Source organism: Pseudomonas neuropathica (assembly GCF_051174785.1).
GTDB lineage: Bacteria > Pseudomonadota > Gammaproteobacteria > Pseudomonadales > Pseudomonadaceae > Aquipseudomonas > Aquipseudomonas neuropathica_A.
The window spans coordinates 1,383,593-1,399,172 of sequence record NZ_CP195111.1; the positions used below are offsets into that span (position 1 = coordinate 1,383,593).

Here is a 15,580-nt window from a genome sequence, read left to right on the forward strand (position 1 = left end):
TTGCCGCAAACGCCGGACAATTTCAGGATGCAGCCAACAAGAACCCTGAACAAGGATCACCCCGATGTTTGCCGGATTCCGCAAAGACCAGCGCCACGTCAACGGCGTCGAGATCGCCTACCGCCTCGGCGGCAGCGGCCCCGGCCTGTTGCTGTTGCACGGCCACCCGCAGACCCACGTCATCTGGCACAAGATTGCCGAACAATTGGCCGCGCACTTTACCGTGGTCGCCGCCGACCTGCGCGGTTACGGTGACAGCAGTCGCCCGGCTGCGGATGAGTTGCACATCAATTACTCGAAACGCGAAATGGCCCGCGACAATGTCGAGCTGATGCAGTCGCTGGGCTTCGAGCAGTTTTCGATCCTCGCCCACGACCGTGGCGCACGAGTCGGCCATCGCCTCGCGCTCGACCACCCCGCCGCCGTGCAGCGCATGATGCTGCTCGACATCGCCCCGACCCTGTCGATGTACGCACAAACCAACGAAGCCTTTGCCCGTGCATATTGGCACTGGTTCTTTCTGATCCGCCCGGCGCCATTGCCGGAAACCCTGCTCGAAGGCGATCCCGAAGGGTATCTGCGCAGCGTGATGGGCAGCCGCAGCGCCGGGCTCAAGCCGTTTACCGATGAAGCCTTCAGCGAATACCTGCGCTGCCTGCAACAACCGGGCAGCGCGCGCGGCATCTGCGAAGATTATCGCGCCAGCGCCAGCATCGATCTTGCGCACGATCGCGCCGACATCGCTGCCGGGCACCACCTGAGACTGCCACTGCGCGTGTTGTGGGGTGGCGAAGGCACCGTTGGACGTTGCTTCGATCCGCTCAAGGAATGGCAGCAAGTGGCGACCAGCGTCAGCGGTCAGGCCTTGCCCGCCGGCCATTACATTGCCGAAGAAATTCCCGAACTGTTGCTCGCCGAAGCACTGGCCTTTTTGCGCTGAGCCGGGCAGCCGGATCTCGGTGCTATGCTGGCGGCTTGTGCCGCCAGTGTTCGTGTTGCCATGTCCCAGAAGAAAGACACCGTGCCCCTGCCCGAAGACCTGCGTGTGCTGCTCACCGTGATCCGCAAGAACGGCTTTGCCGCCGCAGCCGATGAGTTGGGCCTGTCTCCGGCCTATGTCAGCAAACGCATCCAGATTCTCGAAACCACCCTCGGCACTCGCCTGTTGCACCGCACCAGTCGCCGCGTCGCGCTGACCGAGGATGGCGAACGCGTGCAGCGCTGGGCGTTGCGCATTCTCGATGACTTTCAGCAACTGCACGACGAACTGTCCGACGCCCACGACTGCCCGCGTGGGCGTTTGCACATTTGCAGCAGTTTCGGGTTCGGGCGCAATCATGTGGCGCCGGCAGTGTCGTTGCTGGCCGAACGTTATCCAGAACTGGAGATTCGCCTCGACCTGTTTGACCGCGTGGTAGACATCATCAATGAAGGCTTCGATCTGGAGATCCGCGTTGGCAATGACCTGCCCGGCCAGCACATCGGTCGACGCCTGGTCAGTAATCGACGAGTGCTGTGCGCGGCTCCCGGTTATCTGCAACGCCGCGGCACGCCGCAGACGCTGGACGAGCTGCAACAGCACGATTGCCTGGTAATCAAGGAGCGCGACAACGCCTTCGGTGTCTGGCATCTGGATCATGATGGCGGGCAAGAGAGCGTTCGGGTCAGCGGGCCGCTGTCGTCAAACAACGGCGAGATCGTTTTGCAATGGGCGCTGGATGGGCGTGGGGTGCTGCTGCGCTCGCTGTGGGATGTGAAACCGTTGCTGGAGCAAGGACGCCTGGTGCAGGTGCTGGACGATTACAGCCAGAGTGCCAATGTCTGGGCGGTGTACCCGACACGGCTGGCGCATTCGGGGAAATTGCGCGCGTGTGTGGAATTTTTGCAGGCGCATTTCAAAGGGCTTTCCCTTTAGCTGAAACACCCGATATCAAATGTGGGAGCGAGCCTGCTCGCGAATGCGTCCAGTCAGTCAGCATTGATCTCGACTGAACGACCGCTTTCGCGAGCAGGCTCGCTCCCACAGGGGATCAGCGGTGGGTCAGGAGAGCCACGGGTTGTTGGCCAGATGTTCGCGCTCGAAAGCCTTGATCAGTTCGCGCCGTTGCAGGGTGCTGCCGATGGCATCCAGGCCGAGCAGCAGCGCGGTTTTGCGCAGGGTGTCGATCTGAAAGTCGATTACGCTGCCATCCGCCAGGCCAATGTGTTGGGCCTCCAGATCAATACTGATCCGCGCCGTTTCGGGCTCACCGACAAGCTGCCCAATGCGTTGCACCTGAGCCTCTTCCAGGGTGATCAACAGCACCCCGTTGCGCTGGCAATTGTCGTAGAAGATCCCGGCAAAACTGCTGCCGATCAAGGCGCGGATGCCCATCTGCTGCAAGCCCCAGACCGCATGTTCACGGCTGGAGCCGCAGCCGAAGTTCGGCCCGACCAGCAGAAAACTCGCGCCCTGCCATGCCGGCTTGTTCAACACGAAATCGGGGTTTGGGCTGCCATCGCGCAGAAACCGCAGATCGAAAAACAACCCGCGATCGAGTCCCTGCCGGTCAATGCCTTTGAGAAACTGCTTGGGCATGATCACGTCAGTGTCGACATTGGCCGCCAGTAACGCCGCGGCCTGACCGCTGATTTGCGTGAAAGGTTGCAGGCTCATGGGCGTTCTCCAAAGTGGCGGATATCGGTGAGTCGACCGCTGATCGCAGCGGCGGCGACCATCGCCGGGCTCATCAGGTGAGTGCGCGCACCGGCGCCCTGACGGCCTTCGAAATTGCGATTGGTGCTGGACGCGCAGCGGTCGCCGGGCGCGAGTACGTCGTCGTTCATCGCCAGGCACATCGAGCAGCCGGACTGACGCCACTCGAAACCGGCGTCGATAAAGATCTGCGCCAGCCCTTCGGCTTCGGCCTGAGCGCGAACTTCGCTGGAACCGGGGACGATCATCGCCCGTACATGTCCGGCCACGTGCTGACCGCGCACGACGCTGGCGGCATCCCGCAGGTCTTCGATTCGCGCGTTGGTGCACGAACCGATAAAGGCGTGGCTGATAACGATGTCGCTGAGCGCCATGCCCGCTTCGAGGCCCATGTAGTCGAGGGCGCGGCGCATGTCCTGGCGCAGGATCGGGTCGCTGATCGCTTGCGGATCCGGCACCCGTGCACCGATAGCAGCAGCCTGATCGGGGCTGGTACCCCAAGTGACCATCGGCTCCAGAAGGCTGGCATCGAGGCGAATCTCACGATCAAACACCGCGCCGGGATCGCTGCGCAGCTCGCGCCATGTCTTCAGGCCTTGTTCCCACAACTCACCTTGCGGCGCACGTGGCTTGCCCTTGAGATAGGCGAAGACTTTTTCGTCCGGGGCCATGAATGCGCCGCGCGCGCCGGCCTCGACGGCCATGTTGCAAATGGTCATACGGGCCTCGACGCTCAGCGCGTCGATGGTTGAGCCACAGAATTCAATGGCGAAACCACTGGCACCGGCCGCGCCGATCTTGCCGATCAGCGCCATGATCACGTCTTTGGAGGTCACCCCCGGCAAGAGTTCGCCATCCACCGTCACGCGCAGACTTTTCAGGCGTTTATAGACCAGGGTCTGCGAAGCCAGCAGATGCTCGATCTCGGAGGTGCCGATGCCGAAACCGAACGCGCCCAACGCGCCATAAGTGGTGGTATGACTGTCGCCGGCGGCGATGACCATGCCGGGCAGAATGAAACCCTGCTCCGGAGCGATCACATGTTCGATGCCCTGACGCTTGTCGAGGATGTCCAGCAATTCGATGCCGAAATCGCGGCAATTTTCCGCCAGATACGACACTTGCCGGGCGCCGCCCGCGTCGGGCATCGTCGCGATGCGCACAGGCGCGGTCGGGTTGACGTGGTCGACTACCGCCAGCGCCGTGCCCGGCCGCCAGACATCGCGCCCGGCCGCGCGCAAACCGCTGAATGCCTGCGGACTGGTGTACTCGTTGATTACCTGGCGATCGATATACAACAGAACATGGCCCTGATCGTCGAGGCGGCACACCGTGTGCGAATCGATGTGTTTGTCGTAGAGGGTTCTGGCGGTCATCAAGGCGCTCACTCGGGAAATCAGGTGATTCCCATCATAGGGAGCGCGGGTCGGTCATCAATTGGCAGAGAGTGATGGCGTCATCCATGAATCGTGTGTGATCCCCTGTAAGCAGCAAAACCCTGTAGGAGCTGTCGAGTGCAACGAGGCTGCGATCTTTTGATCTTGTTTTTAAAGATCAAGATCAAAAGATCGCAGCGTGCCGCAGCTCCTACAGTGGAATCTCTCACACCCTGCGAACTGGGAAACATTTGCTTTCATATCACCTTTCGGGATTTGCCCCGCTCATCCGTCCTATATAGATGCAGGCCGTTCGTGTAGGCAAAAGCCAAGTCCGGTCTTTCGGGGATCCCGTGCTGCGAAGCCCGTAGCCACGCGCCCTTTCACCGCTATCAAGACGCACAATCATGTCGAAGAAATCCCGTTCCAAACTGTGGTTCCTGGTGCATAGCTGGCTCGCTTTACCGATCTGGTTTTTTGTTCTGATCGTCTGCGTGACCGGGACTCTGGCGGTGGTCAGCCAGGAAATCGTCTGGCTGGCCAACCCGCAGATGCGCGCCAGCCAGCCTGCGGACGATGCACCGTTGCTCAGCTATGACCAGATTCTCGCCGCCATCAAGAAAGCCGAACCGCAAACGGTCGTGCAGAGCATCAGTCGCCCCGACGAATCGCATTTCGCCCTGGACGTCGCTGTCAGCTACCCCGACGGGCGCACGCAGACTGTTTACGTCAACCCGTACACCGGCGTGATTCAGGGCGGCGCACCGGATTTCAACTTCAAAGCCTTCACCCGCGCCCTGCATGGCTGGTGGCTGGTGCCGTTCACCAATGGCTACAGCTGGGGCTGGTACCTGGTGTCGTTCCTCGGTCTGCCGCTGCTGGCCTCGTTGATCACCGGACTGGTGGTCTATAAACGCTTCTGGAAGGGTTTCTTTAGTCCGACCCTGCGTTTTCGCCACGGCGCGCGGATTTTCTGGGGCGACTTCCACCGTCTGAGCGGTATCTGGTCGATCTGGTTTATTGCGGTGATTTCGGTCACCGGCACCTGGTTCCTGATCGAGGCGATGCTGTTCGATAACCACATCTCCATCTCCAGCGAGCCGGTCATTCCGGCGATGGCCCGTGACGCCGTGCCGATCTCGGCCGATGGCACGCCACCGCCGCGCATCAGCCTGGATCGCGCGATCGAAGTCGCCCAGGAGAAAATTCCCGGTCTGGAAGTCAGCTTCGTCAGCTTGCCGGGCAATGCCTACAGCCATATGAGCCTTGGCGGCCGCGGCTGGTATCCGCTGATGTTCCAGACCGCGACCCTCAACCCGTTCAACGGTGACGTCGCCGCTTCGCGCCTGTTGTCCGATCGCACCTCACTGGAATTTGTCACCGAATCCATGCGCCCCTTGCACACCGGCGACTTCGGCGGGCTGTGGATCAAGCTGATCTGGTTCTTCTTCGGCCTGGTACTGAGCATGATGGTGCTCAGCGGTTTGTTGATCTGGACCAAACGCACTGCGCTGGCGACAGCCAATGCACTCAAGCGTGAGTCGAAGAAATCCCGCGTTCAGGCGCAACCGGCCATGAATCGTGAAGCGTCGGAGGTCAACCTGTGAGCAAGTCCACTGCTGCGCCGCAGCCGTCGCGCCTGAGCCTGTTCTGGCACAAATGGCGCTTTCACATCAACGTGCTGTTGCTGCTGATCCCGCTGGGTTTCATGCCCAAATACTTCGCCGATGCCGCGCTGTTTCGGGGTGATATCGGCCTCGGTGAACGAGAAGTCGGCGAAGTCACGGTCGGTCCCTGGAGCCTGCGCCTGGCCGAGCTGCGCAACGAAGCGCCGCGCCTCGAAGGCCCGGCGGGCCATATGAAAGGTTTCAACGCCGCCCTCTGCGATGCCTGCATCGACCAGGTCAAAGCCACCTACCTGCGAATCGGCAAACCCCGCAGCCTGCGCGCCGCCGGGGTGATTTTCTTCGGCACGCCCTACCGCATGGGCGCGCAATTGCCAGTGCCGGAAAAAACCAAAACCGATGCCGAACTGTGGATCACCATGGAAGGCTGGGACGGCAGCATGCACCAGGCTTCGATCCCTCTGAGTCAGGCCTCCCCCGCCACCATTGCCTGGTTGAACCAACAAGGAGCCAAACCATGACCCGCCCTTTCCGCCTGCGGCTGAGCGCCGTGCTGCTGGTGCTCGGCGCCGGCTTCAGTGCCAGTGCGCTGGCCCACAACCCGATGTGCGAGTGCAAAGCCATCGACGCCGAGCAGATCAAATGCACCGGCGGTTTCTCCGACGGCAGCGGTGCGCCGGGGGTGACCCTGGATGTGATCGGCTATGACGAAACCATTCTGGTGCCGGGCAAACTCGGCAGTGACTCGACCCTGACCTTCAAGAAACCCGGCGCCGAGTTCTACGTGCTGTTCGACGCAGGTCCGGGCCACGTTGTGGAAATCGACCAAGCGGATATCGAAGCCCCATGAGTACGCCCACCACACACGTTGTGCGCCCGGCCGGTGCCGGTCATGAAACCCTCAATGTGCTGCTGTTGTGCCTGTTGATCCTTGCGGTCGCCGGTTCAGTCGTCGCCTGGCGCGGGGTTTCCCATGAACCGGAGCCGGTGGCGACCAATCAACTCGACGCGCGCCGCGACCTCAGCGCTTCAGAGCAAGGCATCTACGCCGACCTGCGGGTGACCCTCGACGAAATCCGTTTGCTGCGCGAAGAACAGCAAGCCCTGCCGACACCGCAGAATCTGGCGGACGAAGGCTTCGCGCCGTTTGCCCAGGATGCGAGTTCGGTCAGCCGAGGCGGTCATGCCTGGCAGTTGCTGGCGAATACCGCCTATTTCGGCCAAAGCCAGAGCACGGCCATCGCCGGCTCATTCGTGATGTTGCTCAGCGCTGACGACAAGGCTGCGCCGGACATCTGGCTCAACCGCGATGCAAATCTGCAAGCGCCGACCGAATTGACCGCAGCCGCCCTGTCCGCCTCTGGCTGGAAACAGATCGTCGCGCAATACGATGCCGGGGTTACCCGCGAACATCGCCATTGATTCCTCGCACTCATCCGAGAGAAGACCGTTTGCCCATGTCTATTTCATCGCCTCGCCGTCCATTGTTGCGTCTGTTCCTGCTCGGCCTCTGCGCCTGCCTGCTGAGCCCACTGGCCAGCGCCGATCAGGCCAAACGCCTGCGCATCGGCATCACCCTGCACCCTTATTACAGCTATGTGGCGAACATCGTCGGCGACAAGGCCGAAGTCGTCCCACTAATCCCTGCCGGTTTCAACCCGCACGCTTATGAGCCAAGGGCCGAGGACATCAAGCGCATCAGCGGCCTCGACGTGATCGTGCTCAACGGTGTCGGCCATGACGACTTCGCCGACCGCATGATAGCCGCCAGCGAAACGCCAAACATCAAAACCATCGAAGCCAACGAGAACGTGCCGCTGCTGGCCGCCACCGGCGTTGCCGCACGCGGCGCCGGCAAAGTGGTGAACCCGCACACGTTCCTGTCGATCAGCGCCTCCATTGCTCAGGTCAACAACATTGCCCGCGAACTGGGCAAACTCGATCCGGACAATGCCAAGACCTACACCCAGAACGCCCGCGCCTACGGCAAACGCCTGCGGCAGATGCGCGCCGATGCCCTGGCCAAACTGACTCAAGCGCCGAACGCCGAACTGCGCGTGGCCACGGTGCACGCGGCTTACGACTATCTGCTGCGTGAGTTCGGCCTGGAAGTGACCGCCGTGGTTGAACCGGCCCACGGTATCGAGCCAAGCCCGAGCCAGTTGAAGAAGACCATCGATCAACTGCGCGAACTCGATGTGAAAGTGATCTTCTCGGAGATGGACTTCCCTTCCACTTACGTCGATACCATTCAGCGTGAGTCCGGCGTCAAGCTGTATCCGCTGTCGCACATTTCCTACGGTGAATACACCGCCGACAAGTACGAAAAGGAAATGACCGGCAACCTCAACACCGTGGTACGGGCGATTCAGGAGTCTGGCGCATGACTTCCAGAGAAACCCTTTCCCCCGAAAACACCGAGTCCCCTGTGGGAGCGAGCTTGCTCGCGAAGGCGCCGGATCAGCCGACATCTTTGTTGAATGACACACCGCTATCGCGAGCAGGCTCACTCCTACAGGTTATGGGGCCGACGCTGGACTTTGCGGAGGTTTGTCTGACGCTGGGGCGCACGACGATTTTGGATAACGTCACCTTCCAAGTACGGCCCGGCAGCGTACACGCGCTGGTCGGCCCCAACGGTGGCGGCAAGAGTTCGCTGATCAAAACCCTGCTCGGGCAAATGCCCCACCAGGGCCGGCTCAGCCTGCAATGGCCCGGCGAACCCGGCACCATCGGTTATGTGCCGCAGGCGCTGGAGTTCGATCGCGGCCTGCCAATGACCGTCGACGACTTCATGGCTGCCATGTGCCAGCGACGCCCGGCGTTTCTTGGTTTGAGCAAGCGTTACGCCGGTGCTATTGGTGAAGCGCTGGAACGCGTCGGCATGCAGGACAAACGCAAGCGGCGCATGGGCGCGCTGTCTGGCGGTGAGCGGCAGCGGGTTCTGCTCGCACAAGGTTTGATTCCGGCGCCGCAATTGCTGGTGCTGGATGAGCCAATGTCGGCCCTCGATGAAGCCGGGATTCAGGTGTTCGAGCGCCTGCTCAATGACTGGCGCGCGGCGGGCATCACCGTGCTGTGGATCGAGCACGATCTGGAAGCGGTCGGACGCCTGGCCAATCGGGTCACCGGTCTTAACCGTCGCGTGCTGTTCGACGCCACGCCACAACAGGCGCTGACCCCGGAACGCCTGCTCACCCTGTTCTCGACCCATCCACGGAGCGCTGTCTGATGAGTTACGAAGCCTTTCGTTTGATGGTGCAAGGCTGGGCCTCGTCCGGATATCTGCCGGAAGCGCTGGCCTACGGTTTTGTCGTAAATGCATTGCTCGCCGGCCTGCTGATCGGCCCGGTACTCGGCGGCCTCGGCACGCTGGTGGTGGTCAAGCGCTTCGCGTTTTTCTCCGAAGCGGTGGGCCACGCGGCGCTGACCGGTGTGGCCATCGGTATCCTGCTCGGCGAACCCTACACCGGCCCCTATGGCAGCCTGTTCGGTTACTGCCTGCTGTTCGGCATTCTGCTCAATTACCTGCGCAACCGCACCGGCCTGGCGCCGGACACCTTGATCGGCGTATTCCTCTCGGTGTCGCTGGCACTGGGCGCGAGTCTGCTACTGATTCTTGCGGGCAAGATTAACGTGCACATTCTCGAGAACGTGCTGTTCGGTTCGGTGCTGACCGTCAACGGTAACGATCTGGCGGTATTGGCGATCGTCGGTTCGCTGGTCATGGCCCTGGCCTTGCCGCTGTACAACCGCATCATGCTCGCCAGCTTCAATCCGCAACTGGCGGCAGTACGCGGGGTGGCGGTGAAGACTCTGGATTATCTGTTCGTGATTCTGGTGACGCTGATCACCGTGGCCGCGGTGAAAGTCATCGGCGCGATTCTGGTTGGCGCACTGCTGGTGATTCCAGCAGCGGCGGCGCGTTTGCTCAGCCAGTCGCTCAAGGGCTTTTTCTGGTGCTCGGTGCTGATCGCCACGGTCAGCACGCTGTGCGGGATCCTGGCGCCGATCGTGTTCGATCTGCCGATTCCATCCGGCGCCGCGATCATTCTGGTCGCCGGCATTGCCTTCGCCCTCGCCGCCATTGCGCGCGGGGTTGTCCCGAGTCTGAAAGGGAATCTTGGATAAATGACTTTTTCACTGCGAAAACTGACCTTGGCCATGACCCTGTGCGGCGTGGTCTGCACGCCGTTAATGGCGGCCGAAAACGTCAAACCGCTGCGAGTGCTGGCCTCGTTGCCGATCACTTATGGCTTGGGCGAAGTGCTGCTCAAAGGCACTGACGTCAACCTTGAACGTGCAGCACCGGCAAACCTGCCCGGCAGTCGTCAGACCGCCTATTTCACCGGTCGCGGCGCCCCGGCACTGAGCAAACTGGCGACCAGCGCCGATGCGGTGATCGGTGTGCGCTCGCTGTGGGCCGATGATCCGCTGTACCCGATCGCCCGCCGCAGCAACATCCGCATCGTTGAAGTCGATGCGGCGCGCCCGGTCGACGGCGCCCTGCCGGGCATTGCCGTACAACCGGATCTGAAGGTCGATGGCTTGAGCAGTCAGCCATGGCTGGCAAGCAACAACATGGGGCGCATGGCGGATGTAATGGCGGCGGATCTGGTGCGTCTGGCACCGAGCGCCAAGCCGAAAATCGAGGCCAACCTGGCGACGTTGAAGCAGCGTTTGCTGAAGCTCAGCGCCGATAGCGAAGCGCGACTGGCCCGTGCCGACAATCTCAGTGTGATGAGTCTCAGCGATCACTTTGGTTATCTGATCGGCAGCTTGAATCTGGAACTGATCGGCGAGGATTCACGGCCGGATGCCGAATGGACGCCGGAGGATCTGAAAAAACTGACGGCAACGCTCAAGGACAATGATGTCGCGGTGGTCCTGCATCATCGCCAGCCGTCGGAGCCGGTGAAAGCGGCGATCGCCGAGTCCGGCAGTCATCTGCTGGTGTTGAGCACGGATGCGGCGGATCCGGTGGCGGAGCTGGAAGGCAATGTGGATCTGGTGTTGAAGGGTTTGAGCGGGGCTTGATTTCAGTCGAAACCGCGTTATCGTTCTTCGCGAGCAAGCTCGCTCCCACATTGGGTCTGTGTCGTTCACAATTTACCTGTGGGAGCGAGCTTGCTCGCGAAGAGGCCTGACCTGACAACACAAACTCCAGCCATAAAAAAACCCGCTGACTGTTATCAGTCCAGCGGGTTTCTTTTTGCCCGGCCGTTTATTGCGCGGCGGCCTGGGCTTCCATCTTCTGGCGCAGGCTCAGTGGACGCATGTCAGTCCAGACTTCTTCGATGTAGGCCAGGCATTCCTTTTTCAGGCCGCTCTTGCCCACGGTACGCCAGCCTTGCGGCACGGCTTTGTAGTCCGGCCAGATCGAGTATTGCTCTTCGTGGTTGACCACGACCTGAAAGAGGATGTCCTCGCGGTCGAATACTGACGTCATGCTGGTTCTCCATCGTTGTAAGGGTAGGCTGCACGAGGGGTGCAGCCGGGTATGTAGAAAGAACGTTCGACGCGGCGAAAAATTTACAGCGCGGCGGTGGCGGCGGCCAAAGCGCGACCGAAAATCTCCGCGACGCGGTCGATTTCGGCAGCGGTAATCACCAGCGGCGGCAGGAAACGCACCACCGCGCCATGCCGACCGCCCAGTTCCAGAATCAGCCCACGCTTGAGGCATTCGCGCTGCACCAGCGGCGCCAGTCGCGCAAACGCCGGCGGATGACCGAGCGCATCCGGCGTGCCGTTCGGCTCGACCAGTTCGACCCCGAGCATCAGGCCACGACCACGAATATCGCCTAGTTGCGGGAAGTCACGTTGCAGGATGTGCAGGTGCTCGCTCAGACGCTCGCCCATGGCAGCAGCGTGTTCGCAGACCTTGTGTTCAACCAGGTAACGCATCACCGCGGAACCTGCCGCCATGGCCATCTGATTGCCACGGAAGGTGCCGGCATGCGCCCCCGGCTGCCAGGTGTCGAGCCAGTCACGGTAGACCACTACGGCCAAAGGCAAGCTGCCGCCGATGGCTTTGGACAACACCACCACATCCGGGGTGATGTCAGCGTGTTCGAAGGCAAACATCTTGCCGGTGCGGGCGAAACCGCTTTGGATCTCGTCGACGATCAGCGCCACACCAGCCTTCTCGGTGATTCGACGCAAGCCGCGCAACCACTCGATGTCCGCCGGAATCACGCCGCCCTCGCCCTGCACCGCTTCGACGATCACCGCTGCGGGCAGTTGCACGCCGGCTTCCGGATCGTTCAGCAGGTTTTCCAGGTAATTCAGGTTGGCCTTTACGCCCGCCGCGCCACCGAGGCCGAACGGGCAACGGTAGTCATACGGGAACGGCATGAACTGCACGCCATTACTGAGCAAGGCGCCCAGCGGCTTTTTCGGCCCCAGGCTACCCATCAGGCTCAATGCGCCCTGGCTCATGCCGTGATAACCGCCGGAGAACGACAGCACGGTGCTGCGTCCGGTCGCCGTGCGCACCAGCTTCAATGCCGCTTCCACGGCATCGGTGCCGGTCGGGCCACAGAACTGGATTTTCGCTTCAGCCGCCAGGGCCGATGGCAGCAGACCGAACAGATCCTGGACAAACTGATCCTTGACCGGCGTGGTCAGGTCGAGGGTATGCAGCGGCAACTCATCGGCCAGCACCTGCTGGATCGCTTCAATCACCACCGGGTGGTTATGCCCCAGCGCCAGCGTGCCGGCACCGGCCAGGCAGTCGATGAAGGTGCGGCCTTCGACATCTTCGACGTACAGGCCTTTGGCGCGTTTCAGGGCCAGTGGTATGCGCCGTGGATAGCTGCGCGCGTTGGATTCCTGTTGAGCCTGACGGGCCAGCAATGGCGATTCATTGAACTGGTACAGCGTTTCGGCCGGCGCCGAGTTAACCCGGGCCGACGACTCTTCGATAAGGCTGGTGGCGACTGACATCTCTCGACCCCTCAATTGGCTATGGATAGTGACCAAAACAGCACACCGGACAGGTGCGCATTCCGATTGCGGGGCGCACTTGCAGGTTTTCCTGTTCTGGAAACGCTTAAGGGGCTTGAGGATTTAGCCTGTGATCGAATTGTCAGACCGGCGATGCCAACGGCTTTTGCATGGGCAGGGTCTGCAAGCCTCGGTATTCGAAGGGTGGCGGCGATTCCCGATAACCCAGATGCTGATAGAACGCGCGGCCGGTGCGCGTGCTGTTGAGGTTTACGAGAACAACACCGCGAATCCGCAACCAGCCCTCCAGATCCTGCATCAGCGCCCGCCCGACGCCACGCCGAAAGGACTCCGGCTGCACGTAACACAACGAAATGTCGCCACTGGCCTGAACCATGCCGACACCGACCGGTTTGTCCGCCAGCAAGGCGATACACAGATAGCAGTGCGGGTCGGCGAGCCGGGCACTGATGAAATCGGCGGACTGCTGGCCGATCCAGTCACTGACCAGTGGCGGGTGGTTACGGTGATCGAGTGCACAACCGATGCGGATCGAACGTTCGATGATGCGGCTGATGATACCGGCGTCGGCCAGGATGGCCGGACGAATGCAGATGGGTGCTTCCATGGCGCAGTTCCCTCAATCCATTGAGTCAAAGCTGCGTTGACCTTACGCTCAGGCCAAGCGGATAGCGAACGCCGAGAGGTTACATTTGATGTGCCAAAACACCTTTCCCTGTGGGAGCGAGCCTGCTCGCGAAAGCGATTTGGCAGCCACATTGATGTTGAATGTGCCGCCGTCTTCGCGAGCAGGCTCGCTCCCACAGGGGATGTGCGGTGGATTCAGATGGGTTGCAACGGCATGGTCAGCTCGACCCGCAGGCCATCCGGGCGGCTGTCGAAATGCAGGGCACAGTCGCAACGCTGGACGATCGCCTGAACAATCGCCAGACCGAGGCCGCAACCGGTGCTTTGGCCGTTGCGCCAGAAGCGTTGGGTCAGGTGCTGCAGATCATCCGGCGCAATTCCCGGCCCGTGGTCGCGCACGATAAACCGCACGCGGTTGCCAATGGTTTCCAGGCTCAGCTCAACCGCACAGTCTTCGGGCGTATGGCGCAAGGCGTTGTCGAGCAGATTGCGTAGCGCCGCAATCGACAGCACGGCCGGCATCTGCAGTGGAGCAGCGGAAAGCTCGGTCGGCAGTTGCAGTTTGATGCGCAGGCGCTCGCCACCCGTGGCGTCCTGAATGGCCAGACGTGCCACTTGCTCGGCGCTGCATTGCGAACCGTCATCGAACGACAGGCTGCCTTCGACCCGCGCCAGCAACAGCAGTTGTTCGAGCGTGCGATGCAAGCGATCGGCGCCCTCCTCGGCCCGCGCCAGCGACTGATCGCGGGCGTTGCCGTCGGTCATGCGCGCAACTTGCAGGTGGGTCTTGATCGCCGTCAGCGGGCTGCGCAGTTCATGCGCCGCGTCACCGGTCAGGCGCCGCTCGCGCTCGATGGTTTTGCCGATACGCTGGAACAATTGATTCTGGGTTTCGAGCAGCGGTTTCAATTCGCTGGGAAAGGTCTGGATCTGCAACGGCTCGAGCGAATCAGCATTGCGCCGCATCAACGCTTCACGCAGGCGGTTGAGCGGTGCCAGACCTTGGCCAATGCCCAGCCACAACAGGCACAGACAACCGAGCAACGCCACACCCACCGGCACCGACGCCGCCAGCAGGATCGACATGTTCAGGGCTTCGCGCTCGATCTGCCGGTCGGCGGTGGTAATGCGCACATCGCCCCGGGCCAGGGTGAAACTGCGCCACGGTGCACCGTCGATCATCTGGTCATGGAAGCCCATTTTCTCGGCTTCCAGCGCTTGTTCGGGATTGTTGTGGCTGCGCGCGAGAATTTCCCCGCGCAAGGAGCTGACCTGACAGGCCATGCCGCCGGGGATGTTCAGTTGTTCGGCACTGAAATGGGTGCCCTCGCCTTTGCTCGGCAGTGTCGGCAACTGTTCCAGCAGCCCGGCAACCATCCGCGCCGACGCCACCAGACGCTGGTCGAGGGAAAACATCATCTGATTGCGCAGGTCACTGAGCATCCAGGCCGCCGCCAGCGCCCAGATCAGCGCAAATGCAGCGCCGAGGGTCAGGCTCAGGCGCAGTCGCAGGCTCATCACTTGCCTTGATCTCCACCGTCGGCCGGGCCTAGGCGATAACCCAGTCCGCGCACGGTTTCGACGATACCTTTACCCAGTTTGCTGCGCAGGTGATGGATGTGCACGTTCAGCGCGTTGCTTTCCAGCTCATCGTTGAAGCCGTAGACACTGTCTTTCAACTGTTCGGTGGATAGCACCCGGCCACGATTGTGCAACAGCGCCTGCAACAGCGATTGCTCACGGCGCGACAAATCGACCGGTTGCCCGGCCAGGGTGGTTTCGCGACTGCTCGGATCGTAGGTCAGCGCGCCGTGCTCTATCAGGTTGACGCTGCGCCCGGCGACCCGGCGCAACAGGGTTTGCAGGCGGGCGAACAGTTCACGCAGATCGAACGGCTTGAGCAGGTAATCGTCGGCCCCGGCCTGCAAACCGTCGACACGGTCGGTGACCGAGTCGCGCGCGGTCAGAATCAGCACTGGAATCTCCAGACCACTCTGACGCAATTGTTGCAGCAGTTTGAGGCCATCTTCGTCGGGCAGGCCGAGATCGAGCACCATCACGTCGAATTCGGCGACCTTGAGCATCGCCCGCGCCTTCGAGGCAGTGTTGACGTGCTCAACGGTCAAACCTTGAGCCGTGAGACCGGCAACGATGCCGCTGGCGATCAGCTCATCGTCTTCGCAAACCAGTACGTGCATGGTGAGTCCCGTAGAAAAAAGCCGATTAGGCAGTTGGCCGATTAAGCTGACATTATGCCCCGAACGTCACAGCGACAAGGGCGTGGCGGTTAA

Annotated in this window: 17 protein-coding genes; 10 read left to right on the top strand and 7 right to left on the bottom strand. The window is 61.6% G+C overall.

The window, feature by feature from the left end; all coding sequences use genetic code 11:
- Positions 1-64 precede the first annotated feature (64 nt).
- Together ACRRSD_RS06255 and ACRRSD_RS06260 are read left to right on the top strand one after the other, a co-directional pair.
- Positions 65-940, top strand: coding sequence for an alpha/beta fold hydrolase (locus tag ACRRSD_RS06255; protein WP_435037526.1), 876 nt, complete (start codon positions 65-67; stop codon positions 938-940).
- 24 nt (positions 941-964) lie between these two features.
- A complete protein-coding gene (locus tag ACRRSD_RS06260) occupies positions 965-1,915 on the top strand; it encodes a LysR substrate-binding domain-containing protein (RefSeq protein ID WP_435037527.1) in 951 nt (316 codons plus the stop codon).
- Between the two features lie 126 nt (positions 1,916-2,041).
- On the opposite strand, the gene leuD is transcribed toward ACRRSD_RS06260, so the two are convergent.
- Both leuD and leuC read right to left on the bottom strand, forming a co-directional pair.
- On the bottom strand, positions 2,042-2,656 hold the full coding sequence (gene leuD / locus ACRRSD_RS06265) for a 3-isopropylmalate dehydratase small subunit (protein WP_435037528.1): 615 nt from the start codon (positions 2,654-2,656) through the stop codon (positions 2,042-2,044).
- The gene (gene leuC / locus ACRRSD_RS06270) at positions 2,653-4,071 is read right to left on the bottom strand and encodes a 3-isopropylmalate dehydratase large subunit (protein ID WP_435037529.1); all 1,419 of its coding nucleotides are present in this window, start codon (positions 4,069-4,071) and stop codon (positions 2,653-2,655) included. The genes leuD and leuC overlap by 4 nt, the downstream gene beginning before the upstream one ends.
- Positions 4,072-4,478: 407 nt before the next feature.
- Between leuC and ACRRSD_RS06275 the strand changes: the two genes are divergently transcribed.
- The 8 genes from ACRRSD_RS06275 (at position 4,479) to ACRRSD_RS06310 (ending at position 10,733) form a co-directional block, all read left to right on the top strand.
- Positions 4,479-5,678, top strand: coding sequence for a PepSY-associated TM helix domain-containing protein (locus ACRRSD_RS06275; RefSeq protein WP_435037530.1), 1,200 nt, complete (start codon positions 4,479-4,481; stop codon positions 5,676-5,678).
- A complete protein-coding gene (locus ACRRSD_RS06280; protein ID WP_102900423.1) occupies positions 5,675-6,217 on the top strand; it encodes a thiamine pyrophosphate-binding protein in 543 nt (180 codons plus the stop codon). The genes ACRRSD_RS06275 and ACRRSD_RS06280 overlap by 4 nt, the downstream gene beginning before the upstream one ends.
- Positions 6,214-6,546 carry a hypothetical protein gene (locus ACRRSD_RS06285; protein WP_102900422.1) on the top strand — a complete coding sequence of 111 codons (333 nt, stop codon included), beginning with the start codon at positions 6,214-6,216 and terminating at the stop codon, positions 6,544-6,546. Before ACRRSD_RS06280 ends, ACRRSD_RS06285 begins: the two co-directional genes overlap by 4 nt.
- Positions 6,543-7,118 carry a DUF6162 family protein gene (locus ACRRSD_RS06290; protein ID WP_435037531.1) on the top strand — a complete coding sequence of 192 codons (576 nt, stop codon included), beginning with the start codon at positions 6,543-6,545 and terminating at the stop codon, positions 7,116-7,118. The genes ACRRSD_RS06285 and ACRRSD_RS06290 overlap by 4 nt, the downstream gene beginning before the upstream one ends.
- Before the next feature lie 35 nt (positions 7,119-7,153).
- Entirely contained in the window at positions 7,154-8,083 is a 930-nt protein-coding gene (locus ACRRSD_RS06295) for a metal ABC transporter substrate-binding protein (RefSeq protein ID WP_093435032.1), read from the top strand.
- Between the two features lie 134 nt (positions 8,084-8,217).
- A complete protein-coding gene (locus tag ACRRSD_RS06300) occupies positions 8,218-8,928 on the top strand; it encodes a metal ABC transporter ATP-binding protein (protein ID WP_435038476.1) in 711 nt (236 codons plus the stop codon).
- Positions 8,928-9,827, top strand: a complete 900-nt coding sequence (locus ACRRSD_RS06305) for a metal ABC transporter permease (RefSeq protein WP_007917717.1) — start codon at positions 8,928-8,930, stop codon at positions 9,825-9,827. Before ACRRSD_RS06300 ends, ACRRSD_RS06305 begins: the two co-directional genes overlap by 1 nt.
- On the top strand, positions 9,828-10,733 hold the full coding sequence (locus ACRRSD_RS06310; RefSeq protein ID WP_435037532.1) for a metal ABC transporter substrate-binding protein: 906 nt from the start codon (positions 9,828-9,830) through the stop codon (positions 10,731-10,733).
- Positions 10,734-10,920: 187 nt separating this feature from the next.
- Here the strand turns inward: ACRRSD_RS06310 and ACRRSD_RS06315 are convergent, their stop codons facing one another.
- The 5 genes from ACRRSD_RS06315 to ACRRSD_RS06335 all read right to left on the bottom strand — a co-directional run bounded on the left by ACRRSD_RS06315 (position 10,921) and on the right by ACRRSD_RS06335 (position 15,487).
- Entirely contained in the window at positions 10,921-11,145 is a 225-nt protein-coding gene (locus ACRRSD_RS06315) for an MbtH family protein (protein WP_038364139.1), read from the bottom strand.
- 83 nt (positions 11,146-11,228) lie between these two features.
- Positions 11,229-12,641: an aspartate aminotransferase family protein gene (locus tag ACRRSD_RS06320; protein WP_435037533.1), complete on the bottom strand. Its 1,413-nt coding sequence runs from the start codon at positions 12,639-12,641 to the stop codon at positions 11,229-11,231.
- A 142-nt stretch (positions 12,642-12,783) separates the two neighbouring features.
- The gene (locus tag ACRRSD_RS06325) at positions 12,784-13,269 is read right to left on the bottom strand and encodes a GNAT family N-acetyltransferase (RefSeq protein WP_435037534.1); all 486 of its coding nucleotides are present in this window, start codon (positions 13,267-13,269) and stop codon (positions 12,784-12,786) included.
- 215 nt (positions 13,270-13,484) lie between these two features.
- The gene (locus ACRRSD_RS06330; RefSeq protein WP_435037535.1) at positions 13,485-14,807 is read right to left on the bottom strand and encodes an ATP-binding protein; all 1,323 of its coding nucleotides are present in this window, start codon (positions 14,805-14,807) and stop codon (positions 13,485-13,487) included.
- Positions 14,807-15,487, bottom strand: coding sequence for a response regulator (locus tag ACRRSD_RS06335; RefSeq protein WP_007908710.1), 681 nt, complete (start codon positions 15,485-15,487; stop codon positions 14,807-14,809). The genes ACRRSD_RS06330 and ACRRSD_RS06335 overlap by 1 nt, the downstream gene beginning before the upstream one ends.
- Between the last annotated feature and the right edge of the window lie 93 nt (positions 15,488-15,580).

Coding starts and splice junctions, on each gene's coding strand:
- ACRRSD_RS06315 (WP_038364139.1), bottom strand. CDS start 11,145: ATGACGTCAGTATTCGACCGCGAGGACATCCTCTTTCAGGTCGTGGTC.
- ACRRSD_RS06295 (WP_093435032.1), top strand. CDS start 7,154: ATGTCTATTTCATCGCCTCGCCGTCCATTGTTGCGTCTGTTCCTGCTC.
- ACRRSD_RS06320 (WP_435037533.1), bottom strand. CDS start 12,641: ATGTCAGTCGCCACCAGCCTTATCGAAGAGTCGTCGGCCCGGGTTAAC.
- ACRRSD_RS06330 (WP_435037535.1), bottom strand. CDS start 14,807: ATGAGCCTGCGACTGCGCCTGAGCCTGACCCTCGGCGCTGCATTTGCG.
- ACRRSD_RS06310 (WP_435037532.1), top strand. CDS start 9,828: ATGACTTTTTCACTGCGAAAACTGACCTTGGCCATGACCCTGTGCGGC.
- ACRRSD_RS06290 (WP_435037531.1), top strand. CDS start 6,543: ATGAGTACGCCCACCACACACGTTGTGCGCCCGGCCGGTGCCGGTCAT.
- ACRRSD_RS06255 (WP_435037526.1), top strand. CDS start 65: ATGTTTGCCGGATTCCGCAAAGACCAGCGCCACGTCAACGGCGTCGAG.
- ACRRSD_RS06325 (WP_435037534.1), bottom strand. CDS start 13,269: ATGGAAGCACCCATCTGCATTCGTCCGGCCATCCTGGCCGACGCCGGT.
- ACRRSD_RS06275 (WP_435037530.1), top strand. CDS start 4,479: ATGTCGAAGAAATCCCGTTCCAAACTGTGGTTCCTGGTGCATAGCTGG.
- ACRRSD_RS06300 (WP_435038476.1), top strand. CDS start 8,218: ATGGGGCCGACGCTGGACTTTGCGGAGGTTTGTCTGACGCTGGGGCGC.
- ACRRSD_RS06305 (WP_007917717.1), top strand. CDS start 8,928: ATGAGTTACGAAGCCTTTCGTTTGATGGTGCAAGGCTGGGCCTCGTCC.
- ACRRSD_RS06285 (WP_102900422.1), top strand. CDS start 6,214: ATGACCCGCCCTTTCCGCCTGCGGCTGAGCGCCGTGCTGCTGGTGCTC.
- leuC (WP_435037529.1), bottom strand. CDS start 4,071: ATGACCGCCAGAACCCTCTACGACAAACACATCGATTCGCACACGGTG.
- leuD (WP_435037528.1), bottom strand. CDS start 2,656: ATGAGCCTGCAACCTTTCACGCAAATCAGCGGTCAGGCCGCGGCGTTA.
- ACRRSD_RS06260 (WP_435037527.1), top strand. CDS start 965: ATGCTGGCGGCTTGTGCCGCCAGTGTTCGTGTTGCCATGTCCCAGAAG.
- ACRRSD_RS06335 (WP_007908710.1), bottom strand. CDS start 15,487: ATGCACGTACTGGTTTGCGAAGACGATGAGCTGATCGCCAGCGGCATC.